General features: G+C 49.3%; 13 protein-coding genes. 3 read left to right on the plus strand and 10 right to left on the minus strand.

Annotation, left to right across the window (positions count from 1 at the left end):
* Window positions 1-14: 14 nt before the first annotated feature.
* The gene (gene sbtM / locus FCL45_RS03665) at window positions 15-1,583 is read left to right on the plus strand and encodes a thio(seleno)oxazole modification radical SAM maturase SbtM (RefSeq protein WP_167495774.1); all 1,569 of its coding nucleotides are present in this window, start codon (window positions 15-17) and stop codon (window positions 1,581-1,583) included.
* Between the two features lie 108 nt (window positions 1,584-1,691).
* Here sbtM and FCL45_RS03670 read toward each other — a convergent pair whose 3' ends face one another.
* Window positions 1,692-1,883, minus strand: coding sequence for a hypothetical protein (locus FCL45_RS03670; RefSeq protein WP_136797576.1), 192 nt, complete (start codon window positions 1,881-1,883; stop codon window positions 1,692-1,694).
* 524 nt (window positions 1,884-2,407) lie between these two features.
* Window positions 2,408-2,890 carry a histidine phosphatase family protein gene (locus FCL45_RS03675; RefSeq protein ID WP_217907657.1) on the minus strand — a complete coding sequence of 161 codons (483 nt, stop codon included), beginning with the start codon at window positions 2,888-2,890 and terminating at the stop codon, window positions 2,408-2,410.
* 544 nt (window positions 2,891-3,434) lie between these two features.
* Between FCL45_RS03675 and FCL45_RS03680 the strand changes: the two genes are divergently transcribed.
* Window positions 3,435-4,772 carry an acyl-CoA dehydrogenase family protein gene (locus tag FCL45_RS03680; protein ID WP_136797572.1) on the plus strand — a complete coding sequence of 446 codons (1,338 nt, stop codon included), beginning with the start codon at window positions 3,435-3,437 and terminating at the stop codon, window positions 4,770-4,772.
* A gap of 792 nt (window positions 4,773-5,564) precedes the next feature.
* The gene (locus FCL45_RS03685; protein WP_136797570.1) at window positions 5,565-6,722 is read left to right on the plus strand and encodes a polysaccharide deacetylase family protein; all 1,158 of its coding nucleotides are present in this window, start codon (window positions 5,565-5,567) and stop codon (window positions 6,720-6,722) included.
* Window positions 6,723-6,830: 108 nt separating this feature from the next.
* Here the strand turns inward: FCL45_RS03685 and FCL45_RS03690 are convergent, their stop codons facing one another.
* From FCL45_RS03690 to FCL45_RS03725, 8 genes are all read right to left on the minus strand, one after another.
* On the minus strand, window positions 6,831-8,372 hold the full coding sequence (locus tag FCL45_RS03690) for an alginate export family protein (RefSeq protein ID WP_136797568.1): 1,542 nt from the start codon (window positions 8,370-8,372) through the stop codon (window positions 6,831-6,833).
* A gap of 1 nt (window position 8,373) precedes the next feature.
* Entirely contained in the window at window positions 8,374-8,862 is a 489-nt protein-coding gene (locus FCL45_RS03695) for a cytochrome c3 family protein (protein ID WP_136797567.1), read from the minus strand.
* Window positions 8,863-8,874: 12 nt separating this feature from the next.
* Window positions 8,875-10,251 (minus strand): reductive dehalogenase, encoded by a 1,377-nt coding sequence (locus FCL45_RS03700; RefSeq protein ID WP_167495773.1) that lies wholly within the window; start codon window positions 10,249-10,251, stop codon window positions 8,875-8,877.
* A 662-nt stretch (window positions 10,252-10,913) separates the two neighbouring features.
* Complete coding sequence (locus FCL45_RS03705) at window positions 10,914-11,354, minus strand: DsrE family protein (protein ID WP_167495772.1); 441 nt, start codon at window positions 11,352-11,354, stop codon at window positions 10,914-10,916.
* Window positions 11,355-11,979: 625 nt separating this feature from the next.
* Entirely contained in the window at window positions 11,980-13,617 is a 1,638-nt protein-coding gene (locus FCL45_RS03710; RefSeq protein WP_136797562.1) for an ABC transporter ATP-binding protein, read from the minus strand.
* Window positions 13,618-13,699: 82 nt separating this feature from the next.
* Entirely contained in the window at window positions 13,700-14,521 is an 822-nt protein-coding gene (locus tag FCL45_RS03715) for an ABC transporter permease (RefSeq protein WP_136797560.1), read from the minus strand.
* 16 nt (window positions 14,522-14,537) lie between these two features.
* Window positions 14,538-15,494: an ABC transporter permease gene (locus FCL45_RS03720; protein ID WP_136797558.1), complete on the minus strand. Its 957-nt coding sequence runs from the start codon at window positions 15,492-15,494 to the stop codon at window positions 14,538-14,540.
* 102 nt (window positions 15,495-15,596) lie between these two features.
* A complete protein-coding gene (locus FCL45_RS03725) occupies window positions 15,597-17,189 on the minus strand; it encodes an ABC transporter substrate-binding protein (RefSeq protein ID WP_136797556.1) in 1,593 nt (530 codons plus the stop codon).
* Window positions 17,190-17,232: the final 43 nt, after the last annotated feature.

The raw sequence follows: 17,232 nt of genomic DNA on the forward strand, positions 1-17,232 counted from the left end.
GACCTCCGGAAACTGTGAAAACCAACATTGCCGAGCTACCCGTAACAGCGTCGTACCTTCCAAAGGTATTTGCCCGGACGGGAAATTATGACAGGGTTGAGTCCCTGCTTAAGGCGATCAGGGATATCGAACAGGCTGAGCATATCACCCTGCATCCGTTCATCTTTGATCTGGCCAGGTTGGAGTGGACACTGCACAAGGTGGACCGCGAGCATAACCCTGGTCCGGAACACCAGCATTGCCCTGAAGTGAATCCGACCCTTGAAATCTTGTCCTCAGCCTGGAGTGGGTTGCCTGAAATGCTTGCTGGCAATCGAACTTCTGTTCAGCCTGGTGAGGGGTATGTTGCAGTGTGCAAACCCTATGGTAAGCAAAGGGCTTCTGCCCTGAAGATAACGGGTCACGATCTGCTGGCAATCAAGCTTGTTGCTGAAGACCTCGACAAAAGAGCCGTTGCTCAAGAGGGTGGCACATCGATTGCCGTGGTTGAGAGCTTTCTGGCAGAGGCTCGGGATAAGGGCTTGATTCATCTGCCGCGGCCTCTGATTAAAAGGGATGGGGAGATCTTTAAGGCTGAGGATGAGGCTCAATCACAAAACGGGCTATACGCTGAAATATTTACCCTGCAATGGCATGTAACGCAAAAATGCGATTTAAGCTGCCGCCACTGTTATGATCGTAGCGGCAGGGATGAGATGACCATTGGGCAGGCAGAGAGCGTCCTGGAGCAATTTGAATCGTTTTGTGAGCACAAGAGGGTGGCCGGTCAGATAAGCTTCAGCGGCGGTAACCCGCTGCTCTATTCTCATTTCGATCATGTGTATCAAAAAGCGGCTGAAATGGGTTTTATGATAGCAATCCTTGGAAACCCTTCCCCACGCGAGCAGCTCGAAAAGTTGGTGGCGATAAAGCGGCCGGAATTTATCCAGGTGAGTCTCGAAGGGCTTAAAGAGCATAACGATTACATCAGGGGCAAAGGCCATTTCGAGAAAACGATAGATTTTCTGACCATGCTTCGTGAGGTCGGCGTGTATTCAATGGTGATGCTGACCCTGACCAGACACAATTTGAAAGAGGTGCTGCCGTTGGCAGAACTTCTTCGAGATAAGACCAATCTCTTCAACTTTAACCGTCTCTCCCCTGTGGGGGAGGGGGCGGCACTGGAGACTGTGCCCACCCATGATTACCGCGATTTCCTTGAGGAGTATATGCGTGCCGCCGGCGAAAACCCGATTATGGGCTTGAAAGATAACCTGTTCAACATCATCCGGGACGAAGACGATCTCGCCCTCACAGGTGGCTGCACAGGTTTTGGCTGCGGTGCCGCCTTCAATTTCGTCTCCCTGCTACCTGACGGTGAGGTACACGCCTGCAGGAAATTCCCGTCCCTTATCGGCAATATCCATGATTCAAGCCTTGAAGAAATCTATCATTCAGAGATGGCCGGGAAGTATCGCAATGGCTCATCCGGTTGTAACGGTTGCAGAGTCAGGAGATTTTGCGGAGGCTGTCTGGCGGTGGTTCAGGGAAGCGGGGGAGATCCCTTCATCGACATAGATCCCTATTGTTTTATCTCTGCCTGAAAAGGACTTTCAAGGCCAGGTGTGAAACGTCGAGTCAGAAAGAGGCCCTGGTTTTGCTCCAGCAAGGTTTTCAGGTGCGCCGATTCTTCCTCTACTCTTGATAACATTTTAATCTATCAAGCTATAGACATCATTGGTCAGTACCTCATAGGCACTCAAGCATCTCATCGGTACATCCCCCCGTATACCCTTCATCACATGGTATAATGGCTGGGAGGAAATGACAGTTAAAGGGGTGAGAGTAAGATCAGACAACATGGTGAGCATAGCCAAGCCCACCCCGAAAAGGACCGCGCTCATGGGTTCAGGGAGCTCGCGGGTTTCAACAGAGTAGACTCTTATGTTGACATCTGTTGGTGGTTGAGAGTCTGAAATCTGAACACGGAGAACATCATTCCATTCAGTGCCATTATATTCTGGTTGAATCACGTAATTAGATATTGAGGCACCGTTAACTGAAGGCCCCAGCGGACTAATCTCTGCTACAAAACCTCGATCAGCAGATGACGGCCCTAAAGTGTAACCAGCCCAGTCTCCTGGCTGCAAGGTTACGTTGAAATCTGTTACAACTGGTAAGCTGGAAACATCATAAACTCTTATGTTCACGTCTGTTGGTGCAATTTGTTTGCTTATCTCGACGTGAGGGTGCTGGACTTTAATGAAGTGACCAGACGGTGAACGTGCGTCATGACACACTTTTGTTACCGAACAGTATATGTCAAATACAACAGAATTGACAATGTTTGGCCTTAACAGGCTGTTAGTATTTGGAATGTTTGGCGAAGAGAACACTGTACGAAGGTTTCTCTCTAATCCCCTATTTCTCAGTCGATTTTTATTGTTCCGACAACTTCAAATTCAGCTGGAGCAGGTAATTTCCGACGGACTATGATGATCTCCCCGGAAGCTGGGTAAACTCCTGTGAGTGCCGTGATGTTGACTTGATGAGTGACGAGCACAGTGACCCCTTGCAAATCCTGATTGCCCAGCCATTGTTTCAGCTGCGCCGTCTGCGCGTACCCTTTTTGATATTCACGGAAAAAGGAATTAATAGCGGGGAGTTCTACAACCTTTCCAAGTTCAAGCAACCTGGCTGTTTCCATGCACCTGCACCACTGGCTCGAAAACACACTGGCCTGCGAAATACCGTTTTGATGGAATTGTTCAGAGATTCTTTTCGCCTGTCTCCGTCCTTCGTCAGAAAGGTTGCGCTGGGTTTGACATTCACCAAGAGCAAATTCAGGGGGATCTCCCGTGCCTGGTGCAATGGCATGCCGTATAAAGGCAAAATGGTCGGGCTGCTTCAAGCTGTTCCACAACTGTCGAGTGGCCTCAGACGAAAGGCAAACCTCGGGCAATAAAATTGCCAGGATCAATAGGCAGAATGAGACTGCTCCCCTTGTTTTCTTGTTTCTCATGGTACTGTACCTCCTCTGCTTCCTCTGGCTTTCCCCTCGGTGTGAATTGATCCCGGGAGTTCAATGGAGTCGGCAACTCCAGAACACGAACTTCAGCAGGTCCTGGTCAGGCACATCAACTCAGGGCGCTTGCTATATATTATGCCACACAAATCTTTCTTCAAGGCAAGGTCGGACATCGCTTTTAAAAACAGGTTTTACTGGCTCATCAGTATGAGTTGTTCGCCAAGTCAGTGGCGGTGGCTGCTCCTCCCACATATTGAAAAATGTGGGGCTACAGCTCTCACATTTCAATTTGAGACATTGCTTACGAATCGTTATAATTGTTAGGCAACCTTTTGCGGTTGCCACTGTCCCCAAGCATGATCTGCTGACAGCTGTTGGGGCAGATTTATAAGGTTCCACAACTCTTCCACATTATCAGGGGAAAACAATGCTCAATTTCCACCTCACATCGGAACAACTTTCTCTCCAGAAAAAAGCACAGGAGTTTGCTCTAAAAGAAGTATTGCCAGTGGCATGGTATTACGACAAAAAGGACGAAACTCCTTTGCCCGTCATCAGGAAGGCATTTGAAGAAGGTTTTGCAGGTGCCGATATTCCAAAGGAGTATGGTGGTAAAGGATTGAGCCTGATTGATTCAGCCATTATCACTGAGGAAATCGCTGCCGCCTGTCCGGGGTTGGCAACATCGATATTCGATTCATCGCTGGGAATGGAGCCTCTGCTCCTGTCAAACAATGAGAAGGCAAAAAGGAAATATCTCCCCAAAATAGCCTGCGACTTCAAACTTGCGGCCTTCGCAACGTCCGAGCCCACCATGGGGTCTGATGTTGCGGGGATAAGCTGCCAGGCACGGCAGGATGGTAATGACTTTATCCTTAACGGGACGAAATACTGGATAACCAATGGTGGAATTGCAGATTACATCTCTGTTTTTGCCACCGTAGACTCGAAAACGCGTCACAAGGGAATCTGCGCCTTCTTTGTAGAAACTTTATGGGAAGGGGTAACGCGGGGAAGGCCTATTCCCAAGATGGGTCAACGTTGTTCAAATACGGTTGGTGTTCATTTTGAAAATGTCAGGGTCCCTGCCGAAAACGTTATCGCCCTGCCGGGAGAGGGATTTGTACTGGCTATGAAGACCTTTGCCAGGACCCGGCCAATTATCGGTTCCTTCGGGGTGGGTGCTGCCAGGGCGGCACTGGAGTATTCTCTCGATTATGTGAAAAAACGCCATGCTTTCGGCATGCCCATTGCCAACTTCCAGGCGATTCAGTTCAAACTCTCAGAGATGTTTCAGAAAGTCGAGACCTCAAGGCTTCTCACCTGGAAGGCGGCCTGGGAATCAGATCAGGGGCTGGATGGCACTGTAAGCGCTTCGACAAGTAAGCTCTATGCCTCTGAAACAGCCCTGGAGGTTGTTAATGAAGCCCTGCAGATTTTCGCAGGCTATGGATATACTGAGATGTTCCCTATTGAGAAGTTGCTGCGGGACGTCAGGTTGTTGCGGATATACGAGGGGACCAGCGAGATACAGAGAATGATTCTGGCCGATTATCTCATGAAGAAATATGAATCGAGGCAGCCCCGCCTCGAGGATCTAGCTCTTCACAGAGATCATGATCCTCTCGATCCTGACTCTGCTGTTCACAGTAAAGGGGTCTGGCGATGCAGGATTTGCGGTTACGTACATTATAATGACTCAGCCCCTGAAAAGTGCCCCTACTGCTTTTTTCCTGAAAAGGCTTTCAAGGAAATCACTACCTGACAGGAAAGGTGCGATCCTACGTACCGCATTGATAAAAGATCAGGGAAATTATTGAAGTCAGTATGTTCGACCACAGGGGTTGGGAAACACTTGAAGCATGCTTGTAAGCTAAATCGTGGTCCATTCATTTGAGTGCTGAGACTCTTCCCAGGTTCCCCCAGGCAATAGCTCTTTCCTCTAGAAGGTTCTCCAGCCAGTCCGGATCCATTTCAGGTACCGATGCGGGCAGAAGCTGGGGCAACCGTAGTAGGATTGATAGTAGTTCGACTCTGATATCTACCATGAATTTTAAAAACCTCATTCAGGATGTGCTGAGGATACCGCTTTCTTTGTTTTTGCCAGGTCAGAAATCGTGGTCTGTTCCGGGATTCCATGTCACAAGTTGTGAATAAACTGAAAGTTGCCTTTTAAGTACTGTGCGGCAGCATTCTCCGGAGGGAAATAGCGGGCCAGTGATGGCTTTATTACACTCAGGCAATTCAACTTTCTGGAGTTATTACGAGTATTATCATTACCACCCTGCTTTTTCTTTCCCTCTCTTCAACGGGCCCCGATTGCAAAGAGCCTGATCGCTTGGATGAAAATACGGCGGTCAGTTTCTCTTTTCCTCAGCCTTTCGAAGGGTGAGGAGGGTGGCGAAGAGTTTAAGGGGCTTGAGCTGTTAGATGATAACTGTTTGTGGTAATATGAATTTTTCGTCGTTGAATGAACGCTCAGGATAGTGCTGGTGGCGCTTCAAAGCGTACTCCTCTCTCTTCATCCAGCAGAGTTTCAGGCGGATTGAGATGAATTATGGAAGTGGTGCGGTGCAGCCTGACCCACCTTGTCCGCGTTCCTGTTACAGGACATGCTTTTATCAAACGAACCAACTACAACTTCATTGAGGATCATGCCAATATGTTCCGTTCCTGTATCATTCTTATAGTTTTCATGCTGTTCACCGATATATACCCATTGCCGTCCGTCCATGCCGATGAACAGCAACCGCACGCAGTGGTTTTTATGTATCACCGTTTTGGCGAAGCACAATACCCAAGCACCAATGTCACCATTGAACAGTTTGAGCAGCAGCTCAATTATCTGAAGGAAAACAATTTTACCGTACTGCCACTGGAAGAGATTGTTGAGGCGATTCAGCAGCGGCAGCCACTGCCGGAGAACAGTGTCGCTATCACCATTGATGATGCGTATCGCTCCGTTTATGAAGTTGCCTATCCCCGTCTTCAGGCGATGAACTTTCCATTCACCGTTTTTGTAGCAACCGGCAGTGTCGACGAAAAAAATCCGGCCATCATGAGCTGGCAGCAAATTCGCGAAATGCATAACAATGGGGTAACTTTCGCCAATCATACGGAAAAACATGAATATCTTGTCCGGAGACAGCAGGATGAGTCGGTAATGGAATGGACCCAACGAATTACCGCAAGCATAGAGACGGCTCAGCGTCGCCTCCAGGAGGAGCTCGGCCACGCACCTATGCTCTTTGCATACCCGTATGGTGAGTATTCTCATGAAGTAATGGATATAGTGGAAAAGCTCGGTTACACAGCCTTTGGTCAGCATTCCGGAGGAATGGGTATATTCAGTAACCAGTTGGCTCTCCCGCGTTTTCCCATAGCAGAGGCTTTTGCAGATCTTGGCTCATTTCGAACAAAAGCCAGATCACTTCCCCTTCCTGTCATTCAGCAGGAGCCTGTGAACCCATTGACCAGTGAAAGCAGGCCCGAACTCACCATAACTCTCACCCCTGCGGATGCGAACCTTGAGCAGCTTGCCTGTTATTTCGGTGCAGACCGGATGCAAATAGAGTGGCTCATACCGAACGAGAAATTCAGCATCCAGGCAACAAAAGACCTGCCCTCCGGTCGGTCACGGTATAATTGTACCGCACCGAATATGGCCGGTAATCGATATTATTGGTTGAGCCACCAATGGATTTCAATTCATTAACCAGCGGCCTTTGTCAGTTGGAGGCTTTAGGGATTTTCGACAACATTTTACCCTGGCGCATCGCTTGATTCACAACCCTGGTACTTGTCGGCAGTTCACTGCTCATGGCTAAAACAGATAATGAATACCGAGGTGGAGATAATCACGATCATCACCGCCAGCATCCACTATCATATCACCAGCAAAGAATCGGGCGATGTAACCGGTCAGCAGGAGGTTGGGATTAATAAGGTAACGGGCGGACAACTGCACCTGATGGCCGAGCCAGGAGGATTCACTTGAGCCTGCCGAGGCTGTGATGCCGTTTGGTTTGGAGTAAAATGCATCGCTTGTGTCAGCTCGCCACTGGAATCCACATCCAAGAGTGATAATCGCCCCATCCCCGAAATTATAGCCAATATTAGGTTGTACATAGATCAAGTTGAATGGTTGAATATCACGGGCGTAGCCAAAGAAGGGTGTTGCAAAAACATGATTGTAGAAGGTGTTCAATTCGCTGTCATCCGGGTCATCATCTCCTGAAAAATACGCAGTCTTCAGACCGATGATCGGCGTGTCAGGCTGTGGGTAGAGACCATATCGAATTTCGCCAAACCCAGCGAAGGAGTGTATGGAGCTGCCACCAGGGCGATCCTCATATTCGCCAAACTGATACGCCAGATAATAGTCTAGGCCTAGTTGGTCTGTGGTCGATAATGGACGTTGAAGCTGTCGCTCAAGATTGATAGGCTGATTGAGCCTCAACAACAGGGTATGGCGTTGCTCGTCGTGTCGACCCGCTCCACCCTGCTGAAACTGCCTGTCCTTCAGGTCCCAGCCAAAGTAGGAACAATTCAGGCTGAGCAGGGATTTTGCAAAGCGGAACCCACCCGTTGCTCCCCAGAAATACTCACCGGTACCTGACATAGAGAAACTCTCGTCAGAAAAGTCTACATATTCGGCTACAAATAGATCGAGTTTGACGAATTCCTTATCTATCCAGCCGACTCGCAGCCCATCGTAATGCTGTCGTATATTGTTACCCTCTCCAACATTGATAAAGAGATTTGCAGCTTCAATAAGCTGTCGCCCTAATCTGACAACGACTCGTTCCTTTTCATCGATAAGAAAACGTCGGCCTATGAAGAGTTCCCACGCATTGATATCTGCTTCATCAGCCGTTTTTTCCCCTCCTTCCCGGTTATCAACTACTCCGTATCCAAACTGGCCAAACAGACGCCACTTCCTGGTGAGGTGCAAATCTCCGTGGATGGCTGCCCGGAGTTGTAGAGCGTCCTGGTAGCCAATGTCGGAAAGGCTCATATCCTTTTCGTCGTAGATTTCGTAGGCTAAACGCAGTTCCCCGCCAAGGTTGAGATAACTCTCATTGTTGTGGCCAATCGGGATGTTTTTGAGCGGGCTCCAGAAATAACTGGTTGGTGAGATCTCCGGGTAGGTGAGTGGAGTTGAATTTCCAAATGTAGACCAATCCTCACTCCACCTGGCGCGTGGGATTGGTGGTGGTATAGCTTGTTGCCGATTGTGGTAGCTTTCCGTTTGTATATCAGGAGCTTCTTCGGCTTGGGACGGAACAGCAATAACAATGTGTGAACTACAACCAAGGACCAGAATCAGGACGAGTTTTCGAACACTGGTGCCAGCGTAGTGCATATTATTCTACAACCCACTCTTGAGCCTGTTTCGCATGACAGATGCGGCAGGCTTCAGGAGCTGTCACCACGTGCTGTTCGGCATTGTATTTTTTATGACAACCAATGCATCTCGTGTGGAGCACATTTGCGCGGTGTTCAAGTAAGTCATCAGCGGTAGAACTATTCATGGCGATTGTGCCACGAATCAATCCCTCACCATCGTGGCAATCAGCGCAGCTATATGATTCATCCGGATCATAGTTGTCAACAGGTTCGTGGTCGCTGTCATGGTGACAATCGCCACAGCCATCTGCATACTCTTCGATGTGCTTGGCGTGTTGAAACGATACGGACCCGGTGTAGGTTGAGGGGTGGATATCGTCTGTTCTGCCACCATCAACGGAGCCGTCGAATTCAATGGCCTCCGGGTAATCATCCTGGGCGATTACTGCCCCACACAGTGTAAAGAAGATAAGAGAAAAGCATATCAATATGGCCTGGGCACGCATCCTTTTCCCCTCCTAATAGTCTATATGGCGTCTGCCATAGGCGTGTGTTTTCAGGTTCCAGAATGTCACCGGGTCCGGCTTTTTCCCTTCGAAACCATCTCCTAATGTGGCGAGGGTGTATGGGCAAACATTCATGCAGTTTGAACAGGGAGCACCCGACTCGGACCACCAGCGAGAGCACTTTTTGCCATCAGCATACCATTTGAGAGCTCCGGGATTGCCACAGGGCATTGCAGCTTGCGGTGGTTTGAAGGAGCGCTTTTTATCAGGGCAGATTGCACCTGAGGGACATTCGACCGCACAAATACCACAATCTTCACAATATTCTGTGACCCCAAAGCTTATAGGTTTATCAGGCTGAAGTGGCAGGTTGGTCAGAACTTTATCAATCCGAACATGGGGTCCCCACTCCGGGGTGATCAGATAGCCCAGGCGACCCAATTCGCCCAAACCTGCATCAATGGCGAGCGGGACGCTCATTGCAGTGCTGTTCATGCAGGGAATAGCGACGTAGCCGAGAGAGCGAATTGCCTGGGCGAGAGCCACTGCTGTCAAACCTCCCTGAGCATATCCCTGGTTAGTACTTGCAACGGATGGAATGGAGGAGGGGGCCAACTGGGTTAGTGCCCGGGGTTGGACGTTAATGATGACGATCGCATATTGAACGCTCTCCGGTAGTATAAATTCACTCTTCGTCTCGCTCGGCTGTGGAGTATCTTTGAATACGATATGTTTAATTTCTGGTGGGCCTGGATCAAGCCCGTTCAGACAGACAGTATCAAATACCCAGCGACGGTCGATTTTGGTTATGCCAACCTTGTCTGCGCCGGCATAGGAAGCGATGATTTTAATCTTCTTGGTGAGGTCGTCAATCTCGCTGACCGGCAATGGGGTTGTGGTCAGCTTTTCAGGTAATTTTTTCGGTAGCCATCCTAAATACCCCTTGTTTTCACGATTTTCCCCGTATGGGCCGATAATCTCGTTCCAGGTTGTCATGGCGACATTCAGGGCATAGTACATTCGTGCTTCGTGCGGGTTTTGGACCGGCCAACCATGACCAACTGTTCCCTCTTTGATATTGCCGATCATATTGGCAGCCATAGCCCAGGCGGAGGAGCCTTTCAGCTCCTCTGAAACAATTTTAAAGGCCATGTTTTCACTGCCATATCGTTTCAGGTCAGCTGTGCACTGGTATATTTCGGCGGCTGTTTGATCCCGCTGCTTTACCGTAAATTGTGGAAAGGGAACATTCCGCTGTGAGATAGAGGCAGCCTGCGCATGGTTCACCTTCCACATTTCTCCAAGAGAGGCTGCAGCAGAGACTGTGGCTATGAATTGGAGAAATCGTCGCCTTGATAAGTTTCTAATGCTACTTTGGAAAATGCTCATGGCAGTCTCCCTGTTGAACATGTTTGGAAGCGGAATCGTTATCTGAGATGGTAGGGACTACAGTACAAGTTTATCCTAAAAAAAATTCTATTACAGGCATTCCTGGATAAACAGGATAGTCGTGTTACGCGGCAGGGTATTGGTGTTGCCTAACAGGCGTCAGGTAGCAATCAAATTTTTACGACCTGACTTGACGTCAGACTTTTTTTATATCTGCCACCACAGATAAGACGATCAGTTACTGAAGCTTGTTTGTTATGTGTATCTGCTTCAGATCGCCTTTTGCTGCTTTTTCTTCCTATCAAATTGAAGTGGTAAGCCGGTGCTCGTGAGAGTCAGGTAAAAATCCGAATCCCTTTGGTACGAGGTAAGTGCAAGATTAGCGCCGTTATGACAGCAGTGCTGTGTGGTTGAGTGAGTAAGAAGTCAGCAGAATAGTACAATAATCCCTGTGCGGCATTTGGATCACTAAGTGACTTTAAATCGCGGGCAAGCCCCCCTCCTCAGGCAATAGCTCTTTTCTCAAGGAGGTTGTCCAGCCAATCCGGGTCAATTACAGGTGCCGATGGGAGCAGGCGTCGGGTGTAATCGTGGTGAGATTGATGGGAGTTCGACTCTGATCTGCTCCCTGGTACTTAGTTGCCGCTCTCCAAATACGGCCATTAATAACTTAGTACCCTGACATCATCAGCAAAGAGCGCAGGCCAGGTAACGTCTGAGCCTCCCACCACCACACCGTCGAGAATATCCTCCGGGGTCAGACGACCGACATTTTTCATACACATCGGGCAGATTATGACCTTGCCTCCAGCATCGATAAATGCCTGAAGCATTTCCTGCGTGGATTGACCATTGATGTGCTTATGGTGGGGAAGGTTTTTGTCGGCAATTCGAACTCCTTCCACGTTGAGAAAAATTGTGACCGGAATCTTTTTCTGTTTCAGTACCCTGGTGCTGAAGGTTATTGCCATGGCGGCCCTGTTAATTTCATCGCTGCTCAGGTTCACAAAAAGTTTCTTTTCAGACTCCGCTGCAAATGCTCCCTGGGATAAACAGCTGAGAAGAACTGAGACAATAATCACAAGCCCTGTAAATTTTTTCATCAAACCCTCCACTTGACCATGTTTATATGAGTTTCGTTCCATCTGATCAGGAACCCCGAGCACAGATTTTCGATATAAAGCGAGGCAATTTGACCGCTCATCATGACTAGAGATAATGGCTGTATGTTGAAAACAAGAGGCCCGTCTCCTTGCCGACGGGGGTTCTGTTGAGATTTCAGGAAATCGCGACAGAGAGCCATAACCAAGAGGAGAGGTCATGAAATAGGATAGCATATCTGTCGGTCTGGATGTGCATAAAGAGTCAATCGATATCGCGTCAGCTGATGGTGGTCGTACTGGTGAAGTTCGACCTTATGGTGTATTGGTGGCGACCTTGAATCGCTCCACAAGGTAATCGGTGAGCTGCAGAGCAAAGCTGTGATGCTTCATTGAGCTTATGAAGCAGGTCCTTGCGGGGACGAAATCTGCCGTTTTTTGAAAAAGAAAGGACGTGATTGATCGTGGTCGCTCCTTCAATGAGACCCTGTGAAAACGGTGAACGAATCAAGAAACAAATACGGGTCAGGTTGAACCACCCTCATTTTACCGCACACTTTTATTTAGCATCAATTAGTTACTCGGGCGTGTGCCTGTGACCAGCAGGAGAAAGCCCTGCCACGCCTCCTCAGGCAATAGCTCTTTCCTCAAGGAGGTTGTCCAGCCAATCCGGGTCCATCTCCGGTACCGATGAGAGCAGGAGCCGGGTGTAATCGTGGTGAGGAGGCTTAAGTATGTCGCTCTTTATGCCCTGTTCGACGATTCGTCCCCGGTACATGACTATGATTTCATCGGCAATTGCCTTGACCGTGGCCAGATCATGGGTGATAAAAAGATACGACATGCCAAGTTCGTTTTGCAATCGTCTGAGAAGGTTAAGAATTCCCTCTGCAACCAATTGATCCAGTGCTGAGGTAACCTCGTCGCAGATAATAAGATCGGGATTGGCGGCAAGTGCTCTCGCGATACAGACCCGCTGTTTCTCTCCACCTGAAAGCTCAGCAGGATAACGGTTCATATACTTTTCAGGAAGCTCTACCATGCTGAGCAATTCCTTGATCCTCGCCGTGGCTTCTTTACCTTTCATGCCAAAATAAAAAGACAAGGGGCGGCCGATGATTCTTTGTATTTTCTGGCGGGGATTAAGTGCAACATCCGGCATCTGGTAGATCATCTGGAGACGCCTGAGGCAGTCCCGGTCCCGTGAAGCAAGGTCCGGTGACAGGGTGTCACCACTAAATGTGATACGACCGCTGTTTGCCGGGAGCAGGCCGGTGATAATTCTCGCCACGGTGGTTTTTCCGCTACCAGATTCTCCAACCACAGCCACGGTTTTCCGTCGTCTTACCTTCAGGTTAATGTCTTCTACGATGTTGTTGTTTTTCTGATATCCGGCAGAGACATTGCTGATTTTGAGAACGACATCGGGATCGTTTTGGTTCCTGATTTTTTCTTCACCCGAAGATCGTACTGCCAGAAGTTGCCTGGTATATTCCTTTTCCGGATGTTCGAGCATCCGGCGGGCCGGACCCTCCTCAACAAGGTTGCCATGCCGCAGAACCATTATGCGATCGGCAAGCTGGGCAACTACCGCCAGATCATGGGTGATATATATGGCTCCGGTGTTCATTTCGCTGATAACATCTTTGATTGCAACCAGCACCTCAATCTGGGTGGTGACGTCGAGAGCCGTGGTGGGTTCATCAAAAATGATAATATCCGGATCTGTGGCCATTGCCATTGCCACCATTGCCCGCTGTAACTGCCCGCCTGAGACCTGGTGTGGATAACGAAAGCCAATATTTTCAGGATCAGGAAGATCCAGCCGTTTATAAAGATCTATGGCTTTTTCCACCGCATCTTTATAGGACATGATTCCGTGTTGAACAGGGCCTTCAGCAAATTGATCAATGAGCTTGTGAGCGGGGTTAAAAGAGGCGGCAGCACTTTGAGCCACGTATGAGATCCGTGAGCCACGAAGGTTGATTTTTTCTTTGTCAGAAAGAGAGAGCAGGTTTTGGCCGTCAAAATTGATAGTACCCGAAGCTAAACGACAGCCGGTCTGGGCATATCCCATGCATGACAGCCCCAGGGTGGATTTGCCGGCACCAGACTCACCGATAAGACCCAGAACCTCACCCCGCATCAGTTTCAGGTCCATGTTATGAACAATAGGTTTCCAGTGTTCCCCGTCATATCCCTCTATATTCAGTTGCTTAATACTTAAAAGTGGTTGGTGTTGTTTTAGATCAAGCAAATGTGCCATGGACTATCCTTTGTATGTTGTGGTTCCGGTTGCTTCTCAGCTTGCGGTTGCTTTAAAAAGTCATTCCCGCCTGAACGTGAAATCATTGCGTTCGGAGTAAACTGCTTCTGTTGAGCATCCAATCCACGACTAAATTGACACCAATGGTGAGAAGAGCGATGGCTGCTGCGGGGTACATCGGCGAATAGATACCAAAAGAGATTGCTCCTGCGTTTTCACGAACCATTGATCCCCAGTCGGCTGTTGGTGGCTGGATACCGAGTCCCAGAAAGCTCAGGGAGCTGATAAACAGGAAAACAAAACAAAATCGAAGACCGAATTCAGCGATCAGCGGTGGCATGGCATTCGGCAGAATCTCATAGCGTATCACCCACCACAATCCTTCTCCGCGTAGCCTTGCCACTTCAACAAAGTCCATCACCTCAATATCCATGGCCACGGCTCTTGAAACCCGGAAGACTCTGGTGGAATCGAGTATGGCTATGACTGCAATCAGCGTGGGAATCGAGGTTCCCATGACAGATAGCACCATGAGGGCGAAAATCAGTGTGGGGAAGGCCATGATAACGTCGACCAGACGGCCGAGCATCTGATCAACCCAGCCACCGAGCGTGGCAGCCACAAAACCCAGGGTGCAGCCAACTGTGAAGGAGAGCATAACGATGGCAAGGGCAATGGAAATGGTATTTCTGGCACCGTAGAGCACCCGGGTAAACATATCGCGTCCGAGCTGATCTGTTCCCAGGAGATGTTCCTGGCCCATGGATTCCCACACGTCGCCTGCAAACTCTGTTTCTCCGTATGGGGCGATGTAAGGTGCCAATAGAATTGCGCTCAAATTGATCGCAATAATCAACAGGCCGATCCGGGCGCTTAAGGGTGATTGTTTTAATAACGTTAACATATTAGGGCGTAACTCCTCACCTTGGGTTCCTCAGTTTGGGGTTGCTGAGCATCGACAAGACGTCGGCGGTAAGATTCAAACAGACATAGGTACCGGCAAATATCAGCCCGCTGGCCTGCACCACCGGCAGGTCTCTTTTGGCGACTGCATCCACCAGCAATTGACCAAGGCCGGGATAAACAAAGACAACCTCCACCACTACTACCCCCACCACCAGATAGGCGAGATTGAGTACAACAACGTTGATAATTGGGGACAGGGCATTGGGTAAGGCGTGTTTTAAAATAATCCGCCCCCGGTTTATGCCTTTCAATTTTGCCATCTCAATAAACGGGCTCGAAAGAACGTTGATGATGGCCGCCCTGGTCATACGCATCATGTGGCCTATAACCACCAGACTGAGGGTCAGGCAGGGGAGGAAGATTGCATGAAGTTTCTGGAAGAGCGACATATCTTCATTGATGGCGCTGATGCTGGGAAAGAGAAATATCTGCACAGACAGCAGGGCGATCAGGATGTAGGCCACGAAAAACTCAGGCAGTGAAATGGCACTCAGGGTGGTGATTGAGATAAACCTGTCAAACCAGGAGTCGCGATAAATTGCGGCAAGCAGGCCGAGAATAATTGCCACAGGAATGGCGAATAGGGCCGTTACTCCGGCCAGAAACAGGCTATTGCCGAATCGCCAGCCGATTACCTCTGCAATGGGGCGTCCATTGGCCAGCGAAGTTCCAAGATCACCCTGGAGGAAGGAGCCGATCCAGCTGAAGTAGCGAACATGGGGCGGCAGATCCAGTTTCAGGTCTGTGCGGAAGGCCTGTATGGTCTCCGGGGTGGCATTCTGGCCGAGTATGGCTTCGGCCAGGTCGCCGGGCAAAGCTTCTACCCCAACGAATATCAGCAGGGAAATCACCAATAAGGTAAAGACACCGAAGATCAAACGCTTGGTGATCATTGATGTGAGTTTATTCATAAATACGGATACTCTATTGTCTTTCAGGGGCATGAAGTTGCAGGGGAATGACGTACCGCCGATTCCCCTGCAATGTTCATATGAGACTGTGGTTGGGGCGGGTTAGGACTTGAACCACCAGCGCTCCGGTGCCCGGAGGCCGTCAAGCTCCCAGTTCGCAGCCAGAGGCCCGTGTGCAACCTTGTCCGATGTCGCTGCGAGGTCTGCTGCAAACATGGGCACGACCACACCACCTTCGTCCCTGACAATGCTTTGCATCTCAACATACATTGCCCGGCGTTTGGTCTGGTCGAGTTCTGCCCTGGCGCCAATCAACAGTTCGTTAAAGCGGTCATGCTTCCAGGAGGTGTCATTCCAGGCTGCATCTGCGGCGTATGCCGTGCTGAACATCATGTCCTCAGTTGGTCTTCCGCCCCAGAACACAGCACACCAGGGCTTTTTCATCCAGACATTGGACCAATACCCGTCATTGGGCTCGCGGACGACATCAATGTTCAGACCTATGCGGCCGGCGGATTCTTTGTACATGACAGCGGCATCGATTGCGCCGGAGAAGGCTGCTTCAGAGGTGTGGAATTTGAACATTTCACCCTCCAAGCCAGCTTTTTTGAGGTGGAATTTGGCTTTATCCGGATCAAACTGACGTTGAGGGAGTTCTGATGCATGGTACCGGTTGGCGGAGCTGATTGGATGATCATTACCCACAGAGCCATACCCACGCAGGACGGTTTTCAGCATCTGCTCACGGTCAACGCCATATTTCAGGGCCAGGCGTACATCATTGTTGCTGTATGGTGCCTGGTTGCACTGCATGGCAAAGGTGTAATGTTTAAATCCATTCTGTCTGAGCACCTGAATGCCCTTGGTTCTCTTCAGCAGATGCACGGTTTTGAGTTCACACCGGTTCATCATGTCGATCTGGCCGGTTTTCAGGGCATTGGTCCTGGCATTTACATCGTTGATTCCAAGTGTTTCAACTTCATCGAAAAATGCCCGGTCGCTTTTGAAATAGTTCGGATTCCGGACCGTTAAGCAGCGGACGCCCGGCTCATATTTTTTGAGGATATAGCCGCCGCTGAAGACGCCGTCGGTAAAGTCGCTGGTTTTAGGAGATATGATCAGGTGGTAATCACTCAGCAAATATGGAAAATCGGCGTTGGCGCTTTTTAAGATAAAGGAGATGCTGTACTTGTCTTCTTTTATAATTTCTGCGATGGAGTCGACAATTACCTTGGCTGCAGATTTTGTGTCTTCACCTCTATGGTGGTTGAGGGAGTAGATGACATCGTCGGCGTCCATGGTTTTGCCATTGTGAAACTCGACTCCTTTGCGCAGTTTGAAATTCCATGTTTTGGCATCGGGGGAACTGTCCCAGCTCTCGGCCAGTTCCGGCACGGTATTGTTTTCATGGTCCACCTCAACGAGACAGTTGCCGAGCTGACCATTGATGATAATCTGGTTCATCATGTCAGTGCTGGCAGCAGGATCGATTGTATCGGTGGTGGAGCCGCCGGATATACCAATTCTCAGACGACCGCCGCGCTGGGGTTGTGAGCTTGCTGCAAAAACGTGGCTTGCAAGAAACGATTGAGAAAGAGCAGCTGTTGCGCCAAGTGCCGCAGCCTGAGAGATAAATTCTCTTCGTGATACTTTTCCTTCGGAAAACAGTTTTTGTAATAGCTCCAGCCCGATCATAGAATTTCTCCAATTTGAATTAATAGATTTTCATTCTTGCGTG

The sequence above is a fragment of the Desulfosediminicola ganghwensis genome (assembly GCF_005116675.2).
Classification (GTDB): domain Bacteria; phylum Desulfobacterota; class Desulfobulbia; order Desulfobulbales; family Desulfocapsaceae; genus Desulfopila; species Desulfopila ganghwensis.

What these genes read in the sequence shown, in the direction of transcription:
- FCL45_RS03725 (WP_136797556.1), bottom strand. Translation starts at nt 17,189, where the DNA reads ATGATCGGGCTGGAGCTATTACAAAAACTGTTTTCCGAAGGAAAAGTA.
- FCL45_RS03705 (WP_167495772.1), bottom strand. Translation starts at nt 11,354, where the DNA reads ATGAAAAAATTTACAGGGCTTGTGATTATTGTCTCAGTTCTTCTCAGC.
- FCL45_RS03700 (WP_167495773.1), bottom strand. Translation starts at nt 10,251, where the DNA reads ATGAGCATTTTCCAAAGTAGCATTAGAAACTTATCAAGGCGACGATTT.
- FCL45_RS03685 (WP_136797570.1), top strand. Translation starts at nt 5,565, where the DNA reads ATGGAAGTGGTGCGGTGCAGCCTGACCCACCTTGTCCGCGTTCCTGTT.
- FCL45_RS03680 (WP_136797572.1), top strand. Translation starts at nt 3,435, where the DNA reads ATGCTCAATTTCCACCTCACATCGGAACAACTTTCTCTCCAGAAAAAA.
- FCL45_RS03670 (WP_136797576.1), bottom strand. Translation starts at nt 1,883, where the DNA reads ATGAGCGCGGTCCTTTTCGGGGTGGGCTTGGCTATGCTCACCATGTTG.
- FCL45_RS03690 (WP_136797568.1), bottom strand. Translation starts at nt 8,372, where the DNA reads ATGCACTACGCTGGCACCAGTGTTCGAAAACTCGTCCTGATTCTGGTC.
- FCL45_RS03710 (WP_136797562.1), bottom strand. Translation starts at nt 13,617, where the DNA reads ATGGCACATTTGCTTGATCTAAAACAACACCAACCACTTTTAAGTATT.
- FCL45_RS03720 (WP_136797558.1), bottom strand. Translation starts at nt 15,494, where the DNA reads ATGAATAAACTCACATCAATGATCACCAAGCGTTTGATCTTCGGTGTC.
- FCL45_RS03715 (WP_136797560.1), bottom strand. Translation starts at nt 14,521, where the DNA reads ATGTTAACGTTATTAAAACAATCACCCTTAAGCGCCCGGATCGGCCTG.
- FCL45_RS03695 (WP_136797567.1), bottom strand. Translation starts at nt 8,862, where the DNA reads ATGCGTGCCCAGGCCATATTGATATGCTTTTCTCTTATCTTCTTTACA.